General features: G+C 72.3%; 14 protein-coding genes. 5 read left to right on the forward strand and 9 right to left on the reverse strand.

Translation table 11 applies throughout. From position 1 onward, the window contains the following. Window positions 1–4: 4 nt before the first annotated feature. The 7 genes from OG982_RS02485 to OG982_RS02515 all read right to left on the reverse strand — a co-directional run bounded on the left by OG982_RS02485 (window position 5) and on the right by OG982_RS02515 (window position 9,885). Complete coding sequence (locus OG982_RS02485; protein ID WP_266947818.1) at window positions 5–418, reverse strand: PaaI family thioesterase; 414 nt, start codon at window positions 416–418, stop codon at window positions 5–7. 49 nt (window positions 419–467) lie between these two features. After that, window positions 468–2,492 (reverse strand): NADPH-dependent 2,4-dienoyl-CoA reductase, encoded by a 2,025-nt coding sequence (locus OG982_RS02490; protein ID WP_266790143.1) that lies wholly within the window; start codon window positions 2,490–2,492, stop codon window positions 468–470. A 407-nt stretch (window positions 2,493–2,899) separates the two neighbouring features. Beyond that, window positions 2,900–5,923, reverse strand: coding sequence for a glycoside hydrolase family 38 C-terminal domain-containing protein (locus OG982_RS02495; protein ID WP_266790141.1), 3,024 nt, complete (start codon window positions 5,921–5,923; stop codon window positions 2,900–2,902). Window positions 5,924–5,985: 62 nt separating this feature from the next. Further along, window positions 5,986–6,855: a carbohydrate ABC transporter permease gene (locus OG982_RS02500; protein WP_266949850.1), complete on the reverse strand. Its 870-nt coding sequence runs from the start codon at window positions 6,853–6,855 to the stop codon at window positions 5,986–5,988. 5 nt (window positions 6,856–6,860) lie between these two features. Further along, window positions 6,861–7,754, reverse strand: coding sequence for a carbohydrate ABC transporter permease (locus OG982_RS02505; RefSeq protein ID WP_266792256.1), 894 nt, complete (start codon window positions 7,752–7,754; stop codon window positions 6,861–6,863). Between the two features lie 122 nt (window positions 7,755–7,876). Further along, window positions 7,877–9,211 carry a sugar ABC transporter substrate-binding protein gene (locus OG982_RS02510; protein WP_266947819.1) on the reverse strand — a complete coding sequence of 445 codons (1,335 nt, stop codon included), beginning with the start codon at window positions 9,209–9,211 and terminating at the stop codon, window positions 7,877–7,879. Between the two features lie 311 nt (window positions 9,212–9,522). After that, the gene (locus OG982_RS02515) at window positions 9,523–9,885 is read right to left on the reverse strand and encodes a hypothetical protein (RefSeq protein WP_266790137.1); all 363 of its coding nucleotides are present in this window, start codon (window positions 9,883–9,885) and stop codon (window positions 9,523–9,525) included. A gap of 190 nt (window positions 9,886–10,075) precedes the next feature. Here OG982_RS02515 and OG982_RS02520 point away from each other — a divergent pair, with 190 nt between their 5' ends. Beyond that, window positions 10,076–10,531: a universal stress protein gene (locus tag OG982_RS02520; RefSeq protein WP_266947820.1), complete on the forward strand. Its 456-nt coding sequence runs from the start codon at window positions 10,076–10,078 to the stop codon at window positions 10,529–10,531. Between the two features lie 277 nt (window positions 10,532–10,808). Here OG982_RS02520 and OG982_RS02525 read toward each other — a convergent pair whose 3' ends face one another. Together OG982_RS02525 and OG982_RS02530 are read right to left on the reverse strand one after the other, a co-directional pair. Then, complete coding sequence (locus OG982_RS02525) at window positions 10,809–11,744, reverse strand: serine/threonine dehydratase (protein ID WP_266790133.1); 936 nt, start codon at window positions 11,742–11,744, stop codon at window positions 10,809–10,811. Window positions 11,745–11,806: 62 nt separating this feature from the next. Continuing rightward, entirely contained in the window at window positions 11,807–12,448 is a 642-nt protein-coding gene (locus OG982_RS02530; RefSeq protein ID WP_266790131.1) for a TetR/AcrR family transcriptional regulator, read from the reverse strand. Between the two features lie 227 nt (window positions 12,449–12,675). Between OG982_RS02530 and OG982_RS02535 the strand changes: the two genes are divergently transcribed. From OG982_RS02535 to OG982_RS02550, 4 genes are all read left to right on the forward strand, one after another. Further along, a complete protein-coding gene (locus OG982_RS02535) occupies window positions 12,676–14,367 on the forward strand; it encodes a ricin-type beta-trefoil lectin domain protein (protein WP_266790129.1) in 1,692 nt (563 codons plus the stop codon). Window positions 14,368–14,378: 11 nt separating this feature from the next. Further along, window positions 14,379–16,775 carry an alpha-N-acetylglucosaminidase gene (locus tag OG982_RS02540; protein ID WP_266947821.1) on the forward strand — a complete coding sequence of 799 codons (2,397 nt, stop codon included), beginning with the start codon at window positions 14,379–14,381 and terminating at the stop codon, window positions 16,773–16,775. Window positions 16,776–17,008: 233 nt separating this feature from the next. Then, complete coding sequence (locus OG982_RS02545) at window positions 17,009–17,296, forward strand: hypothetical protein (protein ID WP_266947822.1); 288 nt, start codon at window positions 17,009–17,011, stop codon at window positions 17,294–17,296. Further along, on the forward strand, window positions 17,289–18,323 hold the full coding sequence (locus OG982_RS02550) for a polyprenyl synthetase family protein (RefSeq protein ID WP_266947823.1): 1,035 nt from the start codon (window positions 17,289–17,291) through the stop codon (window positions 18,321–18,323). The genes OG982_RS02545 and OG982_RS02550 overlap by 8 nt, the downstream gene beginning before the upstream one ends. Window positions 18,324–18,359 lie beyond the last annotated feature (36 nt).

Genomic DNA, 18,359 nt, shown 5'->3' on the forward strand with positions numbered 1-18,359 from the left:
GGGGTCAGCCCAGCAGGGCGTAGACCGTGGCGGCCTTGGCGGCCGGTTCCCCGGCGCCCTCGGGGGTCATGGTGACGTCGGCGAAGGCCATCCGCTTGCCGAGCTTGGTGATGCGGACGTCGATCAGGACGTCCGCGCCGGTCACCGGGCGCTGGAAGCTGGTCGACTGCTGGACGGTGGTCATCGGGCCGTACGCGCCGCGCGCGGCGGAGATCGCGATGACCGTGGCGGTGTCGGCGGCGGCCATCAGGGCCTGGCCCGACAGGCCGCCGCCGTCCCGGGCCAGCGCGTCGGACCAGGGCAGCCGCAGGACGGCGTGCCGCTCGCCCGTCTCCTGGACGGTGAGGCCGAGGGCCAGGACCCAGGGAGCGAAGTTGTCGGCGAGGATCTCGTCCGCGTCTGCCGGTGTCAGCGTCACCGGACGATTGTGGCGGCCCGGAGCGGGCCGCCACAACTCCCCGTACGGGTCAGAGCGTTGCGGCCAGCTCCGTGCCCTGGCGGATCGCGCGCTTGGCGTCCAGCTCCGCGGCGACGTCCGCGCCGCCGATCAGGTGCGCGGCCACGCCGGCGGCGCGCAGCGCCTCGTACAGGTCGCGGCGCGGCTCCTGGCCGGTGCAGAGGACCACGGTGTCGGCGGGGACGAGGCGCTGCTCGCCGTCGACGGTGATGTGCAGGCCCTCGTCGTCGATGCGGTCGTACGCGGCGCCGGCGACGGAGACGACCCCGCGGTGCTTGAGCTCCGCCCGGTGGATCCAGCCGGTGGTGGTGCCGAGGCCGGCGCCGACCTTGGTGCTCTTGCGCTGGAGGAGGTGGACCTGGCGCGGGGGCGCGGGCCGCTCGGGGGCGGTGAGGCCGCCGGGGCCGGTGTACGCGGTGTCGACGCCCCAGTGGCGGAAGTACGTCTCGGGGTCCTGGGAGGCGCCTTCGCCGCTGTCGGTGAGGAACTCGGCGACGTCGAAGCCGATGCCGCCGGCGCCGACGACGGCCACGCGCTCGCCGACGGGGGCTCCGTCGCGCAGGACGTCGAGGTAGGTGACGACGTTGGCGTGGTCGACGCCCTCGATGTCGGGGGTGCGGGGGGTGACGCCGGTGGCGACGACGACCTCGTCGTAGCCCTGGAGGGTCTCCACCTCGGCGCGGGTGTTCAGCCGCACGTCGATGGCGTGGGCGGCGAGCTGGGTGCCGAAGTAGCGGATGGTCTCCTCGAACTCCTCCTTGCCGGGGATCCGGCGGGCGATGTCGAGCTGGCCGCCGATGTGGCCGGAGGCCTCGTAGAGGGTGACGGCGTGGCCGCGCTCGGCGGCGGAGACGGCGCAGGCGAGCCCGGCCGGGCCGGCGCCGACGACGGCGACGCGCTTCTTCAACTGCGTGGGCAGGAGCACGAGTTCGGTCTCGTGGCAGGCGCGCGGGTTGACCAGGCAGCTGGTGATCTTGCCGCTGAAGGTGTGGTCGAGGCAGGCCTGGTTGCAGCCGATGCAGGTGTTGATGGTCTCGGAACGGCCGGCGGCGGCCTTCGCGACGAAGTCGGCGTCGGCGAGGAAGGGGCGGGCCAGCGAGACCAGGTCGGCGCGGCCGTCGGCGAGCAGCTCCTCGGCGATCTCCGGGGTGTTGATGCGGTTGCTGGTGACGAGCGGGACGGAGACCGCGCCCATCAGCCGCTTGGTGACCCAGGTGTAGGCGCCGCGCGGGACGGAGGTGGCGATGGTGGGGATGCGGGCCTCGTGCCAGCCGATGCCGGTGTTGATGATCGTCGCGCCGGCGGCCTCGATCTCCTTGGCGAGGTGGACGACCTCGTCGAGGGTGGAGCCGCCGGGGATCAGGTCGAGCATCGAGAGGCGGTAGATGAGGATGAAGTCCTCGCCGACGGCCGCGCGGGTGCGCCGGACGATCTCCAGCGGGAAGCGCACGCGGTTCTCGTACGCGCCGCCCCAGCGGTCGGTGCGCTTGTTGGTGGCGGCGGCGATGAACTCGTTGACCAGGTACCCCTCGGAGCCCATGATCTCGACGCCGTCGTAGCCGGCCAGCTTGGCGAGGCGGGCGGCGCGGACGAAGTCCTCGACGGTGCGCTCGACCTCGACGTCGGTGAGCTCGTTCGGGACGAAGGGGCTGATGGGGGCCTGGAGGGCGCTGGGGGCGACCAGGTCCTTGTGGTAGGCGTAGCGGCCGAAGTGGAGGATCTGCATCGCGATCTTCCCGCCCTCGGCGTGCACGGCCTCGGTGATCACCCGGTGCTCGGCGGCCTCGTCCTCGGTGGTGAGGCGGGAGCCGCCCTCGAAGGGGCGGCCGGCGTCGTTCGGGGCGATGCCGCCGGTGACGATCAGGCCGGCGCCGCCGCGGGCGCGCTCGGCGTAGAAGGCGGCGAGGCGCTCGAACCCGCCCGCGTGCTCCTCCAGGCCGGTGTGCATCGAGCCCATGATCACCCGGTTCGGCAGGGTGGTGAACCCGAGGTCAAGGGGGCTCAGCAGGTGCGGGTACCGGTTCTGGGTGCTCATGGGGGCGCCTCCTCGCGCGGGGGTGATGAACCTGTTCTAGCGAGCCCCCGAGGGTTTTGCAACTAGGTGCATAACCGGGCCCCCGTCAGCCGGACGCCGTTTCCCCGGTCCCACGGGCCGCTCCCTCCGGGGGCTGTGGCGCAGTTCACCCCGTTCCCCCCGCTCCGGCGGCCTCGGCGCGGGCCCTGCGACGGGTGGCATCCGCCGGGGCCCGGCGCCCCCGAGGAACTGCTGCGCCGGGCCGTACGGGTACCGGAGCCCTCCGGGCCGGTGCCGCGGGAGGCAAAGGCCGAGACGCCGCGGGCCGCCGCCGGGGTCCCCGGCCAGGCGGCACGCGGTCTTGCGCGCCGTCCTGCTCGGGTACCACGACGTCTACGGGGACCTCGACCCCGCCGAGCCCCGGCCGGTCACGCTCGGCGCAGGCGGATCGTGACGATCTGGAACGGCCTCAGGGTGAGGGGGAGCGTCCCGTCCGCGGAGCGGGAACCCAGCGCCGAGCCCTCCAGCGGGCGTTCCAGCAGGTCGCTCTCGACCGCCTCCGTGAACGCGAAGCCCGCCGCCAGCGTGGCCTTCGCCCGCCCGCCGCGCGATTCGTAGAGGCGGACGACCACGTCGCCGCCCCGGTCCTCGGCCAGCTTGACCGCCTCGACCACCACCGCCTCGTTGTCCACCGCCACCAGCGGCGCGACCGGGCCCGCACCCGTCAGCACCCGCTCGGGCAGGTTGAGCCCGTGCCCCTCCCGCACCGCGTCGCCGATCGTCGCGCCCGGCGCCAGCGAGAAGCGCAGGGTGTGCTCGCCCTGGTCGGTCTCCGGGTCCGGGTAGCGCGGGGCCCGCAGCAGCGAGAGCCGCACCGTGGTGGTCTGGCCGCCGTCGGGCCGCACGTCCCGCGTCACATCGTGCCCGTACGTGGAGTCGTTGAGCACCGCGACCCCCCAGCCCGGTTCCTCCGCGTGGATCCACCGGTGGGCGCAGATCTCGAACTTGGCCGCCTCCCACGAGGTGTTGGTGTGGGTCGCCCGGTACACGTGTCCGAACTGCGTCTCGGAGGCGGTCCGTTCGGCCTTCACGTCCAGCGGGAACGCCGCCTTGAGGAACTTCTCCGTCTCGTGCCAGTCCACCTCCGTGACGATGTCCACCGTCTTCGCCCCGGCCCTCAGGGTGATCGACTGGACCACCCGGGAGGCCCCGAAGGAGCGGCTCACCCGTACCGTCGCCGCCTCCGGGCCGAGTTCCGCGACCTCCAGCGCGTCCAGCCCGACCAGGTCGGTGACCTTGTTGCGGTAGAACGCGTCGATGTCCCACGCGTCCCACATGTTCGGGAAGTCGGGGTGGACCTGGAGCAGGTTCGCAGCCCCTCCCGGGGCCACGGCCTCACGGCCCGCCTCCAGGTCGTACGCCGAGACGATCAGCCCCCGGCCGTCGATCTCCACCAGCAGCCGCCCGTTGGCGAGGATCTGCCCGCCGCCGTGCCGCTCCTCCAGGGTGACCGGCTGTCCGGCGGCCGACGCCCGGCCCGCGCCGCCGGCCGGGACGCCGCGCCGAGCGTGCGGGGCGCAGTTGAAGACGAGTTCCTCCAGCCCCTCCCCCGCAAGGGCGAGCTGCGCGGCGAGGGTGATCGCGTTCAGCTCCTCCCGTACCCGCGCGTACGTCTCGCGGGCCTCGCGGTGCACCCAGGCGATGGAGGACCCCGGCAGGATGTCGTGGAACTGGTGCAGCAGCACCGTCTTCCAGATCCGCTCCAGCTCCTCGTACGGATACCCGTACCCCGGGACCCGCAGCGCGGCCGTGGCCGCCCACAGCTCGGCCTCGCGCAACAGCGATTCGCTGCGCCGGTTGCCCTGCTTGGTCTTGGCCTGGGAGGTGTACGTACCGCGGTGCAGCTCCAGGTAGAGCTCGCCGGCCCACACGGGCGCGTCGGGGTATTCGGCGTGGGCCTTCTCGAAGAACGTGTCGGGGCGCTCGATCTCGACGCGCGGGGAGCCTTCGAGGTTCCGCTGACGCCGGGCGCGGGCGAGCTGCTCGCGGGTCGGGCCGCCACCGCCGTCGCCCCAGCCGAAGGGGGCCAGCGAGCGCGAACCCCGCCCCTTCTCCCGGTAGTTGCGGGCTGCGTGCGCCAACTGGGCCCCGCCGAGGTCGGAGTTGTAGGTGTCCACCGGCGGGAAGTGGGTGAAGACGCGGGTGCCGTCGATGCCCTCCCACCAGAACGTGTGGTGCGGGAACTTGTTGACCTGGGACCAGGAGATCTTCTGCGTCAGGAACCACCGGGCGCCGGCGAGCTTCACGATCTGCGGCATCGCGGCCGTGTACCCGAAGGAGTCGGGCAGCCAGACGTTTCGCGGCTCGACGCCGAACTCGTCCATCAGGAACTTCTTGCCGTACAGGAACTGGCGGGCCATGGCCTCGCCGCCGACCATGTTGGTGTCGGACTCCACCCACATCCCGCCGACCGGCACGAACTGCCCGTCCGCGACCTTCTTCTTGACGCGCTCGAAGAGCTCGGGCCGGTACGTCTTGATCCAGTCGAGCTGCTGCGCCTGCGACATGGCGAAGACGAACTCGGGGTGCTCGTCCATCAGGGCGACCATGTTGGACGCCGTACGGGAGACCTTGCGGACGGTCTCGCGCAGCGGCCACAGCCACGCGGAGTCGATGTGCGCGTGGCCGACCGCGCTGATCCGGTGCGCGGAGGCGTTGGCGGGGGCGGCTAGCACCCCGGCGAGCCGCTCGCGGGCGGCGGCCGCCGTGCCGGGGACGTCGTCCAGGTCGACCGCGTCGAGCGCGGCGTCGACGGCGCGCAGGATCTCGTGGCGCCGGGCGTCGTCCCCCGCGAGCTCGGTCATCAGGTCGTGGAGGACTTCGAGGTCCTGTACGAGTTCCCAGACCTCGGTCTCGAACACGGCGAGGTCCATCCGGGCGAGCCGGTAGAGGGGCTGGTCGCCGCTGGTCTGGCGGTCGCCCTCGTACGTGACCGAGTGGTCGACCAGGACCGGGTTGGAGGCGGCCTCGACGTACCACTCGACGCGCTCGCCGCCCGCGGCGCTGTCGGCGACCCGCACCCAGTCGTTGTACGGGTTCAGGGCCTTGATCTCGCCGCCGTCGGCGCGGTGGACCAGGCCCTCGCACTGGAAGCCGGGCATCATCCGGTCGAACCCGAGGTCGAGGACGGCCTCGACGGTGCGGCCGGCCCATTCGGCCGGGACGGTGCCGGTGACCTTGAACCAGGTGGTGCCCCAGGCCGGGCCCCACGGGTCGCCGATCGCGCAGGGCTCGTACTTCGCGGCCAGGCCCTCCGCGACCGGGACGGGCTCGCCGGGCGCCTCCCAGCGCGCGAGGGTCAGCGGGACCGGGCGGGAGTGGACGGCGGGCTTGATCCGCTGCGCGAGGACGCGGCGGAGGCGGTGTTCGGTGATGCTGCGGTCGTCATGCATGACGGCTGCTCCAGGGGTGGTCGTATGACGTACGGAGCGGTGCGGGCGGCGCGGGGGGCGGCTCAGGTCTTGACCGCTCCCTCGCCGACGCCCTTGAAGAAGTAACGCTGGAGGGCGAAGAAGAGGAGCATCATCGGGAGGAGCGCGGCCATCGCCCCGGCGGCGATCAGCCGTTGGTCGTTGACGGTGGTGGCGCCGGCCAGGGTCTTCAGCCCGAGCTGGAGCGTGTAGTGGTCGCTGTTGGTCAGGACCAGCAGGGGCCACAGGAAGTCGTCCCAGGCACCCATGAAACTGGTGATGCAGACGACGGCGAGGGCGCCCTTGGCGGCGGGGAGGAAGACCCGGACGAAGCGGGTCCATTCGTTGGCCCCGTCCAGCACGGCGGCCTCCTCGACCTCTCTGGGCACGGCGAGGAAGGCCGCCCGCATGACCATGATGTTGAGGACGGAGACGGCGCCGGGCAGCCAGACGCCGATGAGGGTGTCGACCAGGCCCATCCCGCGGACGGTCAGGAACATCGAGATCATCACGGACTCGAAGGGGAACATCAGGGTCGCCACCAGCACCGTGAAGACGCTCTTGCGGCCCTTCCAGCCGGCCCGCGAGAGGGCGTACCCGCCCATGGCCGCGAAGAGCAGGTTCGAGGTGACGGCAAGGACCGCCACGATCAGGGTGTTGCCGACGTACTGGAGCAGCGGGAACGATTCGGCGACCCGGACGTAGTTGTCGAGGGTGGGCTGCGAGGGCAGCACCCCGTCGTACACGTTCTCGGTGCGGCCGCGCAGCGACGTCAGGAACTGCCAGACGATCGGCCCGAGCATGACCACGAGCATCAGGGTGAGCGTGGCGTACCGGGCGGCGAGGCCGAGCCGTCGGCGGGGCGGGGTGCGCTGCGGGGTGCGGGGCGGGAGGCGGGGCGGGGTGCGGGGCACGGTGCTCAACTCTCGTCCCCCTTCGACAGGCGGCGGCCCAACAGGCTGAAGACCAGGGTCAGCAGGAACAGCAGGATCGAGATGGCGGAGGCGTAGCCCGTCTCGCCGGAGAAGCCGAGGCCGACCTGCCGGATCAGGAACGGCAGGGTGCGGGCGCCGCCGCCGGGGCCGCCGCTCTCGCCGCCGAGGATGTAGATCTCGGTGAAGACGCGCAGCGCGGAGATCGCGGAGAGCGTGCCGACCAGCAGCATCATCGGCTTCACCTGCGGGATCGTGATGCTGAAGAACCGGCGGACGGGGCCGGCCCCGTCGATGGCGGCCGCCTCGTGGAGGGAGACGGAGACGTTCCCGAGGGCGGCCAGGTAGAAGACCATGTAGTAGCCGAGGCCCTTCCACACGGTCACGATCATCGCGGACACCAGCAGCATGGTGCTGTCGGTCAGGAACGGGACGGGCTCGGAGACGATCCGCAGCTTCTGGAAGACGGTGTTGACGAGCCCGTCGCTGCGCAGAACCCACTGCCAGATCAGGCCGACGACGACGGCCGAGGCGATCACCGGGGTGTAGAAGGCGGAACGGAAGAATCCGATGCCGGGGATCTTGGCCTGGACGAGGACGGCGAGGGCCAGTGGCAGCAGGACCAGGCAGGGCACGACGACCACCAGGTAGAGCACGCTGTTGCCCGTGGCGACCCAGAAGTCGGGGTCGTCGAAGGCGCGGGTGTAGTTGTCGAGGCCGACGAAGCCGCCGCCGCGCAGGATCTGGGCGTCCGTGAGGGAGAGGACGACGGTGTTGACGAACGGCCAGATACTGAACAGCGCCACCATGACCAGGCCGGGGGCGAGGAAGAGGTAGGGGGTCCACCACGTGCGGTGGACCAGCCCCGTCTCGGCCTCCATGGCCCGCCGGGCATTCCTCGCCCGGCGGGCCTCGCTCGCGCGCTTCACCCGCTTCAGCCGCTTGAGCTGCTTCGGCCGCTTCACCCGCCTCGCGCCTCCGTCCGGCCGCGCCTGGGTGACCGTCACTTCCGCGCCGTCTTGGCGAGCAGCTTGTTGGCCTCCTCCTGCGCCTTCTTCACGGCCGTCCTCGGGTCCTGCTCCCCCTTGATGGCCTTCTGCATCTCCCGTACGACCGCGTCGCCGACCTGGTTCGTCCACTGGACGGGCGTGTTGGCGTCGAGCGCGGCGGTCTTCAGCTGCCCGGCGCCGATCGCGCGCGCCACGGTCTCGGCGTCCGTGCCGTCGCCCCGGTCCGAGAAGTACGGGTCGGCCAGGCCGTTGGCGTTGGAGGGGTAGATGGTGGCCTTCTTGGAGAACTCCACCTGGTTCGGGCCGTTGGTCACCCACTTGGCGAACTCGGTCGCCGCGTCGAGGTGTTTGGTGTCCTTCTTGATGCCGAGCGACTGGGCGTAGATGCCGATGTGGCCGAGCTTCCCGGTGACGGCGCCCGCGACCTGGGTGGTGGCGTAGACCTCGGGAGCGTTCTGCTTGATGTCCTTGACGAACCCCGGGGAGCCGGGGCCGAAGACGAGCTTGCCGCCGCCGTAGAGCTGGTTGATGTCGTCGGCCTTGAGCAGGGACTCCTTGGGCATGGCGCCCTTGGCGTACAGGTCCTTCATCCGCTCGACCCACTCCACCGCCTTGTCGGTGTCGAAGGTGAACGCGTCGCGCTGTTCGCTCAGGATCGGGATGCCCATCTTCTGCCAGTCCCCGGGCAGCCGGCCCTTGGGGTCGGCCATGAACGCGGCGTACCGGCCTTCGGACTTGGCGGCTATCCGCTCGGCGTAGTCGAAGAACTCCTCGACGCTGGTGGGCGGTTTGGCCGGGTCGAGCCCGGCCTTCTCGAAGAGCACCTTGTTGTACGTGAGGATCTCGGGCGTCACGTACCAGGGGTAGGCGTACACGCCGTCGCCCTTGCCGGGCAGCTTGAACTGCTCCCAGGCGCCCGGCACGTAGTCCTTGGCGACCTGCCCGTCGAGCTTGGCCACGTCGGCGAGCATGCCGCGGTCGCCGAGGAGCTGGAAGGAGTCGGTGGAGAGGTTGACGACGTCGGGGAGGGCGCCGGCCTGGGCGTCGGCGACGAGCTTCTCGTTGTAGCCGTCGCCCGGCACGTCCTCCCATCTGACCTTGACGTCCGGGTACTTCTGCTCGAACGCGTCGATGACGCCCTGGACGTACAAGGTGAAGACGGGCTTGAGCTGGAGGGTGCGGAACGTGATCTCGCCGGACACCTTGCCGGTCTTCCCGGCCTCCTTCACCTCCCCGCCCCCACCGCTGATGCCGCAGGCGGAGGCCGAGAGGAGGGCGCCGGCCGCGAGCGCGGAGAGGGCCATACGGATCACGTACGAACGGGTCATCGTCGCCGCCTTCAGGGGGAGTTCCGGCCTCGCTGCCGGAGCGCGGAGCCCACGCTGGCCCGAAAGGGACGGTCCGTCAATGTGGCCAAAGTCCCGGTGGCCGGGTACCCGTACGTCCCGAATCCCGGCAGGGGGGTGGCACGCAGACGGAAGGCTTTCCGTCAACACGGCACTGAACTGGCCTAATGCGCTTTAGTTCTTAACCCTGGAACGGTGATATCGATTCGATAACGACCCGGTTTTCCGTTCAGGATTTGACTTCTTATGGGCCGTTCCCCCGAGCCGTTCCCGCAAGTCCGCACTAATGCGCTTTACTTCATCAGGTAGTCGACCTTCTCCGCGAGCTTGCCGTCCTTGAAGCAGAAGCGGTACACCGTGGTCCCCTCGCCGCGGCCGTCGCTGGAGACGTACCAGGAGCAGGTGCTGCCGGCGGGTTCGGCCGGGCCGCCGTCCTTGAGGACGTCCTTGACGAAGCTCTCCCCCGAGGGGAGCTTCGCGCGGACCGCGTCCTCGGGGTCGCCCGTCTTGACCGAGGAGTACACGCCCGGCTCGACGAGGGTCATTTCCGCGACGTCGGCTATCTTCCCGATCCCGAAGAGGAGCAGCACGACGGCCCCGATCCCCAGGACCAGCGCCACGCCGCAGCCGATCAGACAACCCTTGCGCTGTGCCACGCCCGTTCCTCCATGCGATCACCGTGTCCGGCGCCGTTCGCCGTGACTCCTCAGACCTTGGCAGGAGGCGGGGGCTCCGCACTGTCCTCCAAAGTCTTCGGTGATCACAACGATCGTCGTTCGAGGTCAGGCGCCCTTCCCGGGGTATACAGGGGGGACGACCATCCGGACGAAACAGGAGGAAATCACCATGAGTGAACCCATCGAGCCGCTGATCGTCGTCGGCGTGGACGGTTCGAACCATTCGAAGGAAGCCCTGCGCTGGGCCGTTGCCCAGGCCAAGGCGATCGGGGGGCGGGTGCACGCCGTCATGAGCTGGGACTGGAACACCAACCCGTTCGCCGTGGGCACGGCGGCGCCGCAGGAACTCGTCAACGCCGAGGCGGCGGCCCGTCAGAAACTGGCGGACACCGTCGCCACGGCGGTCGGCACCTCGCCCGGCGTGCCGGTGTTCCGGCGGGTGGAACAGGGCTCGGCCGCGCAGGTACTGGTGGACGCGTCCAAGGAGGCGGACCTGACGGTCATCGGCACCCGCGGCTACGGGGGCTTCAAGGGGGCCCTGCTGGGTTCGGTGAGCCAGCAGGTGGTGCAGTACGCGACGAGCACGGTCGTCGTGGTCCGCGAGGGCGCGGACGAGGACGACTGACGCCGTACCGGTACCCCTGGACCCTGGGCACCCTACCGGCGCCCCCGGACGGGACATCGCGCCGCGAGCCCCCGCCGGCCGGGCCCTCGGCAGCCGGGCTTCCAGGCCCGGGGCAACTCTGCGCGGGGGCGACCAGCTTCCGGGGGACAGTCAGGCTGCAGGCGCCGCCAGGCCATCAGGCCCGGAGGGCGGCGGGGCCGACAGGCCCAGGAGCGGTCAGGCGAGCGCCCTGCGGCCCGGGGCGGCGGGGCCGACGGGCCCGGGGGCCGGCAGGGCGTCAGGGCGTGGGAGGCGTCAGGTCTGTGGGGTCGGTGTTGGCGCCGCAGAGGACTACCGCGACGCGGTCGCCCAGGGGTTCCGGGGCGGTGTGGAGGGCCGCCAGGGCGGTGGCCGCGCCCGCTTCGACGACGATGCGGTGCTCCTCCCACAGGGTCCGGCGGGCCGCGGTGATCGCCTGGTCCGGGACCAGCACCGAGCGGACTCCCTCGTGCCGCGCGGCGGCCAGCGCGTCGGCCGATACCCGGGTGGCGCCCAGCGAGTCGCCGGCCACCGAGTCCACGGGCACGTCCACGACCCGGCCCGCCTCCAGCGCGGCGTTCAGGGCCCGGCTGTTCTCCGGCTCGGCCGCGACCACCCGTACGCCGTGCTCGCGCGCGGCCGCGGCGATCCCGGCGAACAGCCCGCCACCGCCCACCGCGACGACCACCGTGTCCAGGCCGGGCAGCCCGGCCCGGATCTCGTCCAGCAGGGTCCCGGCCCCGGCGGCGATCAGCGGGTGGTCGTAGGCGTGGCTGCCGAGCGCCCCGCTCTCGGCGGCGAACTCCTCGCACGCGGCCAGCGCCTCGGCGTACCGGTCGCCGACGAGCCGTACGTCGGCCCCGTAGCCCCGCAGCCGCTCCACCTTCACGCGCGGGGCGTTGACCGGCAGGAACACCGTCGCCGGAACCGCCTGCGCCCGCGCCGCCCACGCGCAGGCGAGGCCCGCGTTGCCGCCGGAGGCGATGGTGACGCCCGCGTCCGGGAGGGTGCCGGCACGGTGGTGGGCGGCGAGGAAGTTGCGGGCGCCGCGGGCCTTGAAGGAGCCGGTGTGCTGGAGGTACTCCAGCGCGTACCAGACCCCTTCGGCGGCGGGCACCACGGCGGCCGGGCGTATCGCCCCCGCGATCCGGTCGGCGGCGGCGCGTACGGCGGCGTAGTCGAGCTGTTCTTCCATGACGGGGTCCCTTCAGACGGCTTCAGACGGCTTCACGCGGCTTCACGCGGCTTCATGCGGCTTCAGACACCGGGCCGGTTGGCCTCGATGAGCTGGCGCAGGGCGCCGTAGTACACCTCGTGGTCGGTCAGCGGCGGCAGTACGTCGGCCAGCCCGCCCGAGAGCACCGGGAACCGCTCCGGGTCCAGCGCGGCGAGCGCCGCCCGCGAGGCGGCGGTCGCCCCGGCCGGGTCTCGGTGGTCGACGAAGGCCGCGCTGCCCAGGGTGAGCAGGTACATCCGTCGGTACGCGGTCATCGCCTCGGCCGGGGTCATCCCGGCGGCCACGCTGTCGGCGAGCGCGGGCTCGACGAGCCGGGCCAGCAGCTGCCGCCCGAGCCAGGGCCGGCCGCCGCGCAGCACCAGCAGCCCGGGGTGGGCGGTGAGCAGCCGGTACAGCGCGCTGAACCGGAGCTCGGTGGCCTCGGCCCAGCCGGTTCCGGCGGGGATGTCGGGCAGCTGCGCGGCGAGGTGCTCGGTGCACAGGTCCAGCAGTCCGGCCAGATCGGCGCAGCGGCGCTGGACGGTGGCGTGGGAGACGTCGAGCCGTTCGGCTAGTGCGCGGAAGCTCAGCGCGTTCGGGCCCTGCTCGTCGAGGATCCGCAGGGCGGCGACGGCGATCGCCTCGGGCGTCGCGCGGTCCAGGGCGGCTGATCTTCTCGGCATGAGATACACCGTATCAGACGACGTAACAGCCACCGTATCGACCGCGTTAGCACACGCCCGGCCGTCACGGGACTCCCCGATCGTGTGACTCCGACTACGGCCATATTGCTGGTCATTGGCCGATATGCATCGACCTTCGTTGACAGAGGGTAACCACAGCGCTGCACTGGGCGACACGGCCACCGTCCCCGGAACCGCCCGTCCCACCCCCACGTCAAGGAGACTCCGTGCCGCCTCGCCTGCGTGCGTCGCTCCCCTGCCTGACCGCGGTCACCCTGTTCGCCCTCGCGCTCTCCCCCCTCACCGCCCCCACGACGGCGAACGCCGAGCCCAACGCCACCTCGGACACCCCGCTCGCGCTCACCCCGCCCATGGGCTGGAACAACTGGGCGCACTACATGTGCGACATCGACGAGGCCAAGGTCGTCGCGAACGCGGACGCGCTCGTCCGCACGGGACTCGCCGCCAAGGGCTACGACACGGTGACCGTGGACGACTGCTGGATGCGGACGACCCGTGACGCGCGGGGCGACCTCGTCACCGACACCGCAAAGTTCCCGCACGGCATGGCCTGGCTCGGCGAGTACCTGCACGCCAAGGGCCTGAAGTTCGGCATCTACCAGGACGCCGGCTCCCTCACCTGCGAGAAGTACCCCGGCAGCGGGGCCCCGGCCGGCGGCGGCGCGGACCACTACGACCAGGACGCCCGACTGTTCGCCTCCTGGAAGGTGGACTACGTCAAGATGGACGGCTGCAACCTCTGGGTGCCGCCGGGCAAGACGAAGGAGCAGGCCTACCGCGACGCGTACGGTGCCGTGGCCCGGGCCCTGCGCGACTCCGGACGGGACATGGTGCTGTCCGCGTCCGCGCCCGCCTACTTCCAGCAGGGCGAGTGGGGCGGCTCCGACTGGCACAAGGTGCTCGGCTGGGTCGGCGAGAGCGGCCAGCTGTGGCGTGAGGGCAAGGACATCAAGGTCTACCAGCCGGCCGCGCCCGCGACCTCCCGCTGGAGCTCGGTGATGGGCAACTACGGCTACAACCGCTGGCTCGGCCGGTACGCGGGCCCCGGCAACTGGAACGACCCCGACTTCCTGATCGCGGGCGCCCCCGGGCTCACCGAGGCGGAGAGCCGCAGCCAGGTCGGCCTGTGGGCGATGATGGCCGCCCCCTTCATCTTGTCCTCCGATGTCTCCCAGCTCACCCCGGCCGGGCTCAAGGCGCTCGGCAACGCCGATCTGATCGAGCTCGACCAGGACCCGATGGGCCGTCAGGGCGCGGTGGTCTCCTCCAACGCCACCTTCGAGGTACTGGCCCGGCCGCTGGCGAACGGGGACCGCGCCGTCGCCGTCCTCAACCGCTCCGGCAACACCCGGGACATCTCCGTACCGCTGGCTGACATCGGGCTGGACTCCTGCACCGTGGACGCCAAGGACCTGTGGAGCGGAGCGCGCACCGAGGTCTCCGACTCCCTGACCGGGAAGCTGGCCGGGCACGACACGGCCGTCTGGCGGCTCAGCCCGCGCGGCTGCGCCGATGCCGTCCCGACCGGGCAGATCAACGGCGACGGCGCCAAGTGCGCCGACGGGGCCAACACCACCGGGGTCGGCGCGGTCGTGATGGCGTCCTGCACGGCGGGCGCCGACCAGCGCTGGACCCTGGGGCCCGACGCGAGCCTGCGGCTGGCCGGCAAGTGCCTGTCGGCGGGCGAGAACGGCTCGGTGGAGCTCGCGAAGTGCGCGGCCGGCGAGCCGGGGCAGAGCTGGACGCACCGCCGGGACGGGGCTCTGGTCGAGGCCGTGAGCGAGCTGTGCCTGACGGCCCCGGCGGCGGCCGCGACCCCGGACGCCCCGGCCGAGCGGCTGCGGCTGGCCGAGTGCGGCGACCACCGGGTCGACCAGGCCTGGTCCCTGCCGGTCTGAAGGGGCGCCCGATGACCCACTCGAAGCCGAACCCGACGTACCCGACGACCCCGACGACCCCGACCAGCCCGACCAGCTCGGCGACCCCGTCAACTCCGACGCCCCCGCCGCGCCGCCGGCGGGCCGCGCTCGCGGTGCTGCCCGCCGCGCTGCTGACCCTGCTCTGCTCGGGGGCAGCGCCCGGAGCCACCGCTCCGGGTGCGCGCCCGCCCGCGCGGGCCGACGTACAGGAGAGGGCCCTGCCGGGGGTACGGGAGGACGCGCGGCCGGCGGCAGCGCCGCGGCGGGCCTTCGACGTGGCCCCGGCGCGGGCCGCGCTGGAGCGGCTGCTGCCCCGGCACGCCGACCAGTTCACGCTGGTCGCGGACGAGGCCGCCGGGGCCGACACCTTCACCGTGTCCGGTACGCCGGGCGCCCTCACCGTGCGCGGCTCGACCGGGGCCACCCTGCTCACCGGCGTCGGCTGGTACCTCCAGCACGTCGCGGGCGCCGACATCGGCTGGCCCGGCGACAGCCTCGGGATGCTGCCGGCGAGGCTGCCGGGAGTACCGGCGCCGGTCACCCGCAGCGCGCTGGTCCCGCACCGGTACGCGCTCAACGACACGGACGACGGCTACTCGGGCCCGTACCGCTCCTTCGAGGAGCACCAGCGGCAGATCGACCTGCTCGCCCTGCACGGCATCAACGAGGTGTTCGTGCAGGTCGGCGCCGAGTACCCGTACTACCGGGCGCTCCAGGGCTTCGGCTACTCCGCCGAGGAGCTGCGGGAGTGGATCCCCGGCCCCGCTCATCAGAGCTGGTGGCTGCTGCAGAACCTGAGCGGGTTCGGCGGCCCGGTCACCGAGCGGCTGATGAGAGAACGCGCCGAGCTCGGCGGGCGGATCGCCGAGCAGCTGCGCGGGCTCGGCATGACCCCGGTGCTGCCGGGTTACTTCGGTACCGTGCCGCCGGAGTTCGCCGCCCGCAACCCGGGCGCCGCCACCGTGGCGCAGGGTGACTGGGCGGGCTTCGACCGCCCCGACTGGATGGACCCGTCCTCGCAGGTGTTCCAGCGGCTCGCGGCCTCCTACTACGCCGAGCAGCGGGCGGTGTTCGGGGACAGCGCCATGTACCGGATGAGCCCGCTGCACGAGGGCGGCCAGACCGGCTCGGTGGACGTGAAAACCGCCGCCGGGGCGATCCAGCGGGCCCTGCACGCGGCGCACCCCGGCGCGCTGTGGGCGGTGCTGGGCTGGCAGGACGATCCGACGGCGGAGCTGCTGGCCGGGGTGGACACCTCGAAGCTGCTGATCCTGGACGGGCTGTCCGACCGGTACAACCGCCTGGACCGCGAAGCCCGTTGGGGTGGCGCCCCGTACGCGATCGGCACGATCTACAACTTCGGCGGGCACACCACGGTCGGCGCCAACACCTCGGTGTGGATCGACCGGTTCGGCGCCTGGCGGGCGAAGCCCAACAGCGCGCTGAAGGGGATCGCGTACCTGCCGGAGGCCACCGGGACCAACCCGGCCGCCTTCGACCTGTACACGGACCTGGCCTGGGAGCCGGGGCCGATCGACCAGAAGCGGTGGTTCGCCGATTTCGCGGCGCGCCGGTACGGGAGGCCCGACGCGGAGGCCGCGGCGGCCTGGGAGGAGCTGCGCAAGGGCCCGTACAGCACCTCCTCCGGCCTGTGGTCGGAGTCCCAGGACAGCCTGTTCACGGCCCGGCCGAGCCTGACGGCGGCGGGGGCGGCGTACTGGAGTCCCAAGTCCATGCGGTACACGGCGGATTCGGTACGCAAGGCCCTGGACCACCTGCTCAAGGTGAAGCCGGAGCTGCGCGGCTCCAGCGCGTACCGCTTCGACCTCGTGGACACGGCCCGGCAGGCGCTCGCGAACCAGTCGCGGGTGCTGCTCCCGAAGATCAAGACGGCGTACGAGGCCAAGGACCTTGCCGGCTTCCGGAACCTGACGGCCCAATGGCGCGACGGCGAGCGGGACTTGGATGCCCTGGTCGGATCCGACCCGAACTTCCTGCTGGGCGGCTGGCTGGGCGCGGCCCGCTCCTGGGGCGCGGACGAGGCCGAGCGGGACCGTTACGAGTACGACGCGCGCTCCCTGCTGAGCGTGTGGGGCCGGCGCAGCACCAGCGAGGGCGGCTTCCTGCACGACTACGCGAACCGCGAATGGAGCGGCCTGATCAGCGAGTTGTACGCGCGGCGGTGGGAGGTCTACTTCACCTCGCTGGAGGACGCCCTGGTCAAGGGGGCCGCGCCGGTGGCGATCGACTGGCACGACTTCGAGGAGGACTGGGCGCGCCGTACCACCAGGCATCCGAGCGGGCCGAGCGGCGACCCGTACGCCCTGGCGGCCGGGGTCGCGCGCGGCCTCGCCGCCACCACCGCGACGGCTAAGGACGTCAACTGAGCTACACCACCGGGGACGGTGGCGATCAGGTCCCCGGGTGATCTCACCCTCCCGTGGGAATCTCGCGACCCGTCCGGGGGAGAAGGATGCGGCCCGCTCGCCGCGCGGGCCGGGCACTCGGTTCACTGGCACGGAAACGATCAGGGGCGGTCGTCGGGGCTGTCTCAGCCGTCCGGCGGCCGCTCCTTCCAACGCGCTGCCACCGGCGCGAGGCCGTCAGGAGTGCACCGGGCATGTCCGACACCGAGCCGGAGCGGCCCTCCGCGACGCTGGAGCTGCTGACGCTCCTCGCCGCCGGGGCCGCCGATCTGGCCCTGGACCAGTTACGCCAGTCCGCGGACCGGGCGCAGGAGGCACTGCGCCGGTCCGACCTGCGGGAGCTGCTCACGGACGGGGTGGTGGAACTGCGCAAGCGCGGCGAACTCGCCACCCGCCGGGCGGGAGCGGCGGCGGAGAACGAGAACTACCTGGAGACCATGGCCCGCCGCGCCGCCGAGCGGGCCGGCCACCCGCGTGCATGACCACACCGGCTTCAAGGAGCGCGTCGACGAGGTGCTGGTCCGGCTTGCCGACGAGGAGGAAGAGGCCCTCCTCGGGCTGCACGCCGAACTCTCGCCGCTGACCGAGCAGTTGCGCCGTTCCCTGGCGCGCGGGAAGCGGATCCGCGCGGCGTTCCTGTACTGGGGGTGGCGGGCCGCGGGCCAGCCCGACTGCGAGTCCGTGATCCGGGCCGCGGCCGCCATGGAACTCGTCCACGCGGCGGCCTGCACCCACGACGACATCATCGACGGCAGCCGGATGCGGCACGGCCAGCTCACCGCGCACGCCGCCTTCGACGCCGCCGGACAGCGCTCCACGGCCCTCGCGATCATCCTCGGCGACCTGCTGATGGGGTACGCGGGCCACCTGTTCACCTCCTGCGGGCTGCCCGGGGCCTACCTCGCGCGGACCGTCCCGCTGTGGACCACCCTGTTGCGCGAGACGATGGCCGGCGAGTTCCTGGAGGTGCTGCGCACCGCCGCCGGACCGGCCCGGGAACCGCGGGTGGCGGAGTCCCTGGAGGTGGCGCGCTACAAGACCGCCAAGTACACGGTGGAACGGCCGCTCCAGCTGGGCGCCACCCTCGGCGGCGGCCCGCGCGACCTGTCCGACGCGTTCTCGGCGTACGGACTGCCCCTCGGCGAGGCCTTCCAGCTGCGCGACGACCTGCTCGGCACCTTCGGCGACCCGGCCAGGACCGGCAAGTCGAACCTGGACGACCTGCGGGGCGGGAAACCCACCGCGCTGCTCGCCCTGACCCTGGAGGCGGCCGGGGAGGACGACCGCCGACTCCTCGGCAAGCTGGTCGGCAACCCGGATCTGGGCCCGGAAGAGGCCTCCTCCGTACGGGAGTTGATGGAGCACCTCGGGGCCCGCGAACGGGTCGAGGCCATGATCCGGGAGCGGATCGACCGGGCGGCGGCCGCGCTGGACACCGTGGCGATGCCGGCGCAGGCGCGGTCCGCGCTGCGCGAGCTGGCCGGTACGGCCGCCGACCGCTCCCTGTAGTCACAGAAGCCAGTCATCACGAGCCATGACCAGAGG

The sequence above is a fragment of the Streptomyces sp. NBC_01551 genome (assembly GCF_026339935.1).
In the GTDB taxonomy this organism is placed as follows: Bacteria; Actinomycetota; Actinomycetes; order Streptomycetales; family Streptomycetaceae; genus Streptomyces.

What these genes read in the sequence shown, in the direction of transcription:
- OG982_RS02490 (WP_266790143.1), bottom strand. Translation starts at nt 2,492, where the DNA reads ATGAGCACCCAGAACCGGTACCCGCACCTGCTGAGCCCCCTTGACCTC.
- OG982_RS02495 (WP_266790141.1), bottom strand. Translation starts at nt 5,923, where the DNA reads ATGCATGACGACCGCAGCATCACCGAACACCGCCTCCGCCGCGTCCTC.
- OG982_RS02505 (WP_266792256.1), bottom strand. Translation starts at nt 7,754, where the DNA reads ATGGAGGCCGAGACGGGGCTGGTCCACCGCACGTGGTGGACCCCCTAC.
- OG982_RS02510 (WP_266947819.1), bottom strand. Translation starts at nt 9,211, where the DNA reads ATGACCCGTTCGTACGTGATCCGTATGGCCCTCTCCGCGCTCGCGGCC.
- OG982_RS02520 (WP_266947820.1), top strand. Translation starts at nt 10,076, where the DNA reads ATGAGTGAACCCATCGAGCCGCTGATCGTCGTCGGCGTGGACGGTTCG.
- OG982_RS02525 (WP_266790133.1), bottom strand. Translation starts at nt 11,744, where the DNA reads ATGGAAGAACAGCTCGACTACGCCGCCGTACGCGCCGCCGCCGACCGG.
- OG982_RS02530 (WP_266790131.1), bottom strand. Translation starts at nt 12,448, where the DNA reads ATGCCGAGAAGATCAGCCGCCCTGGACCGCGCGACGCCCGAGGCGATC.
- OG982_RS02540 (WP_266947821.1), top strand. Translation starts at nt 14,379, where the DNA reads ATGACCCACTCGAAGCCGAACCCGACGTACCCGACGACCCCGACGACC.
- OG982_RS02545 (WP_266947822.1), top strand. Translation starts at nt 17,009, where the DNA reads ATGTCCGACACCGAGCCGGAGCGGCCCTCCGCGACGCTGGAGCTGCTG.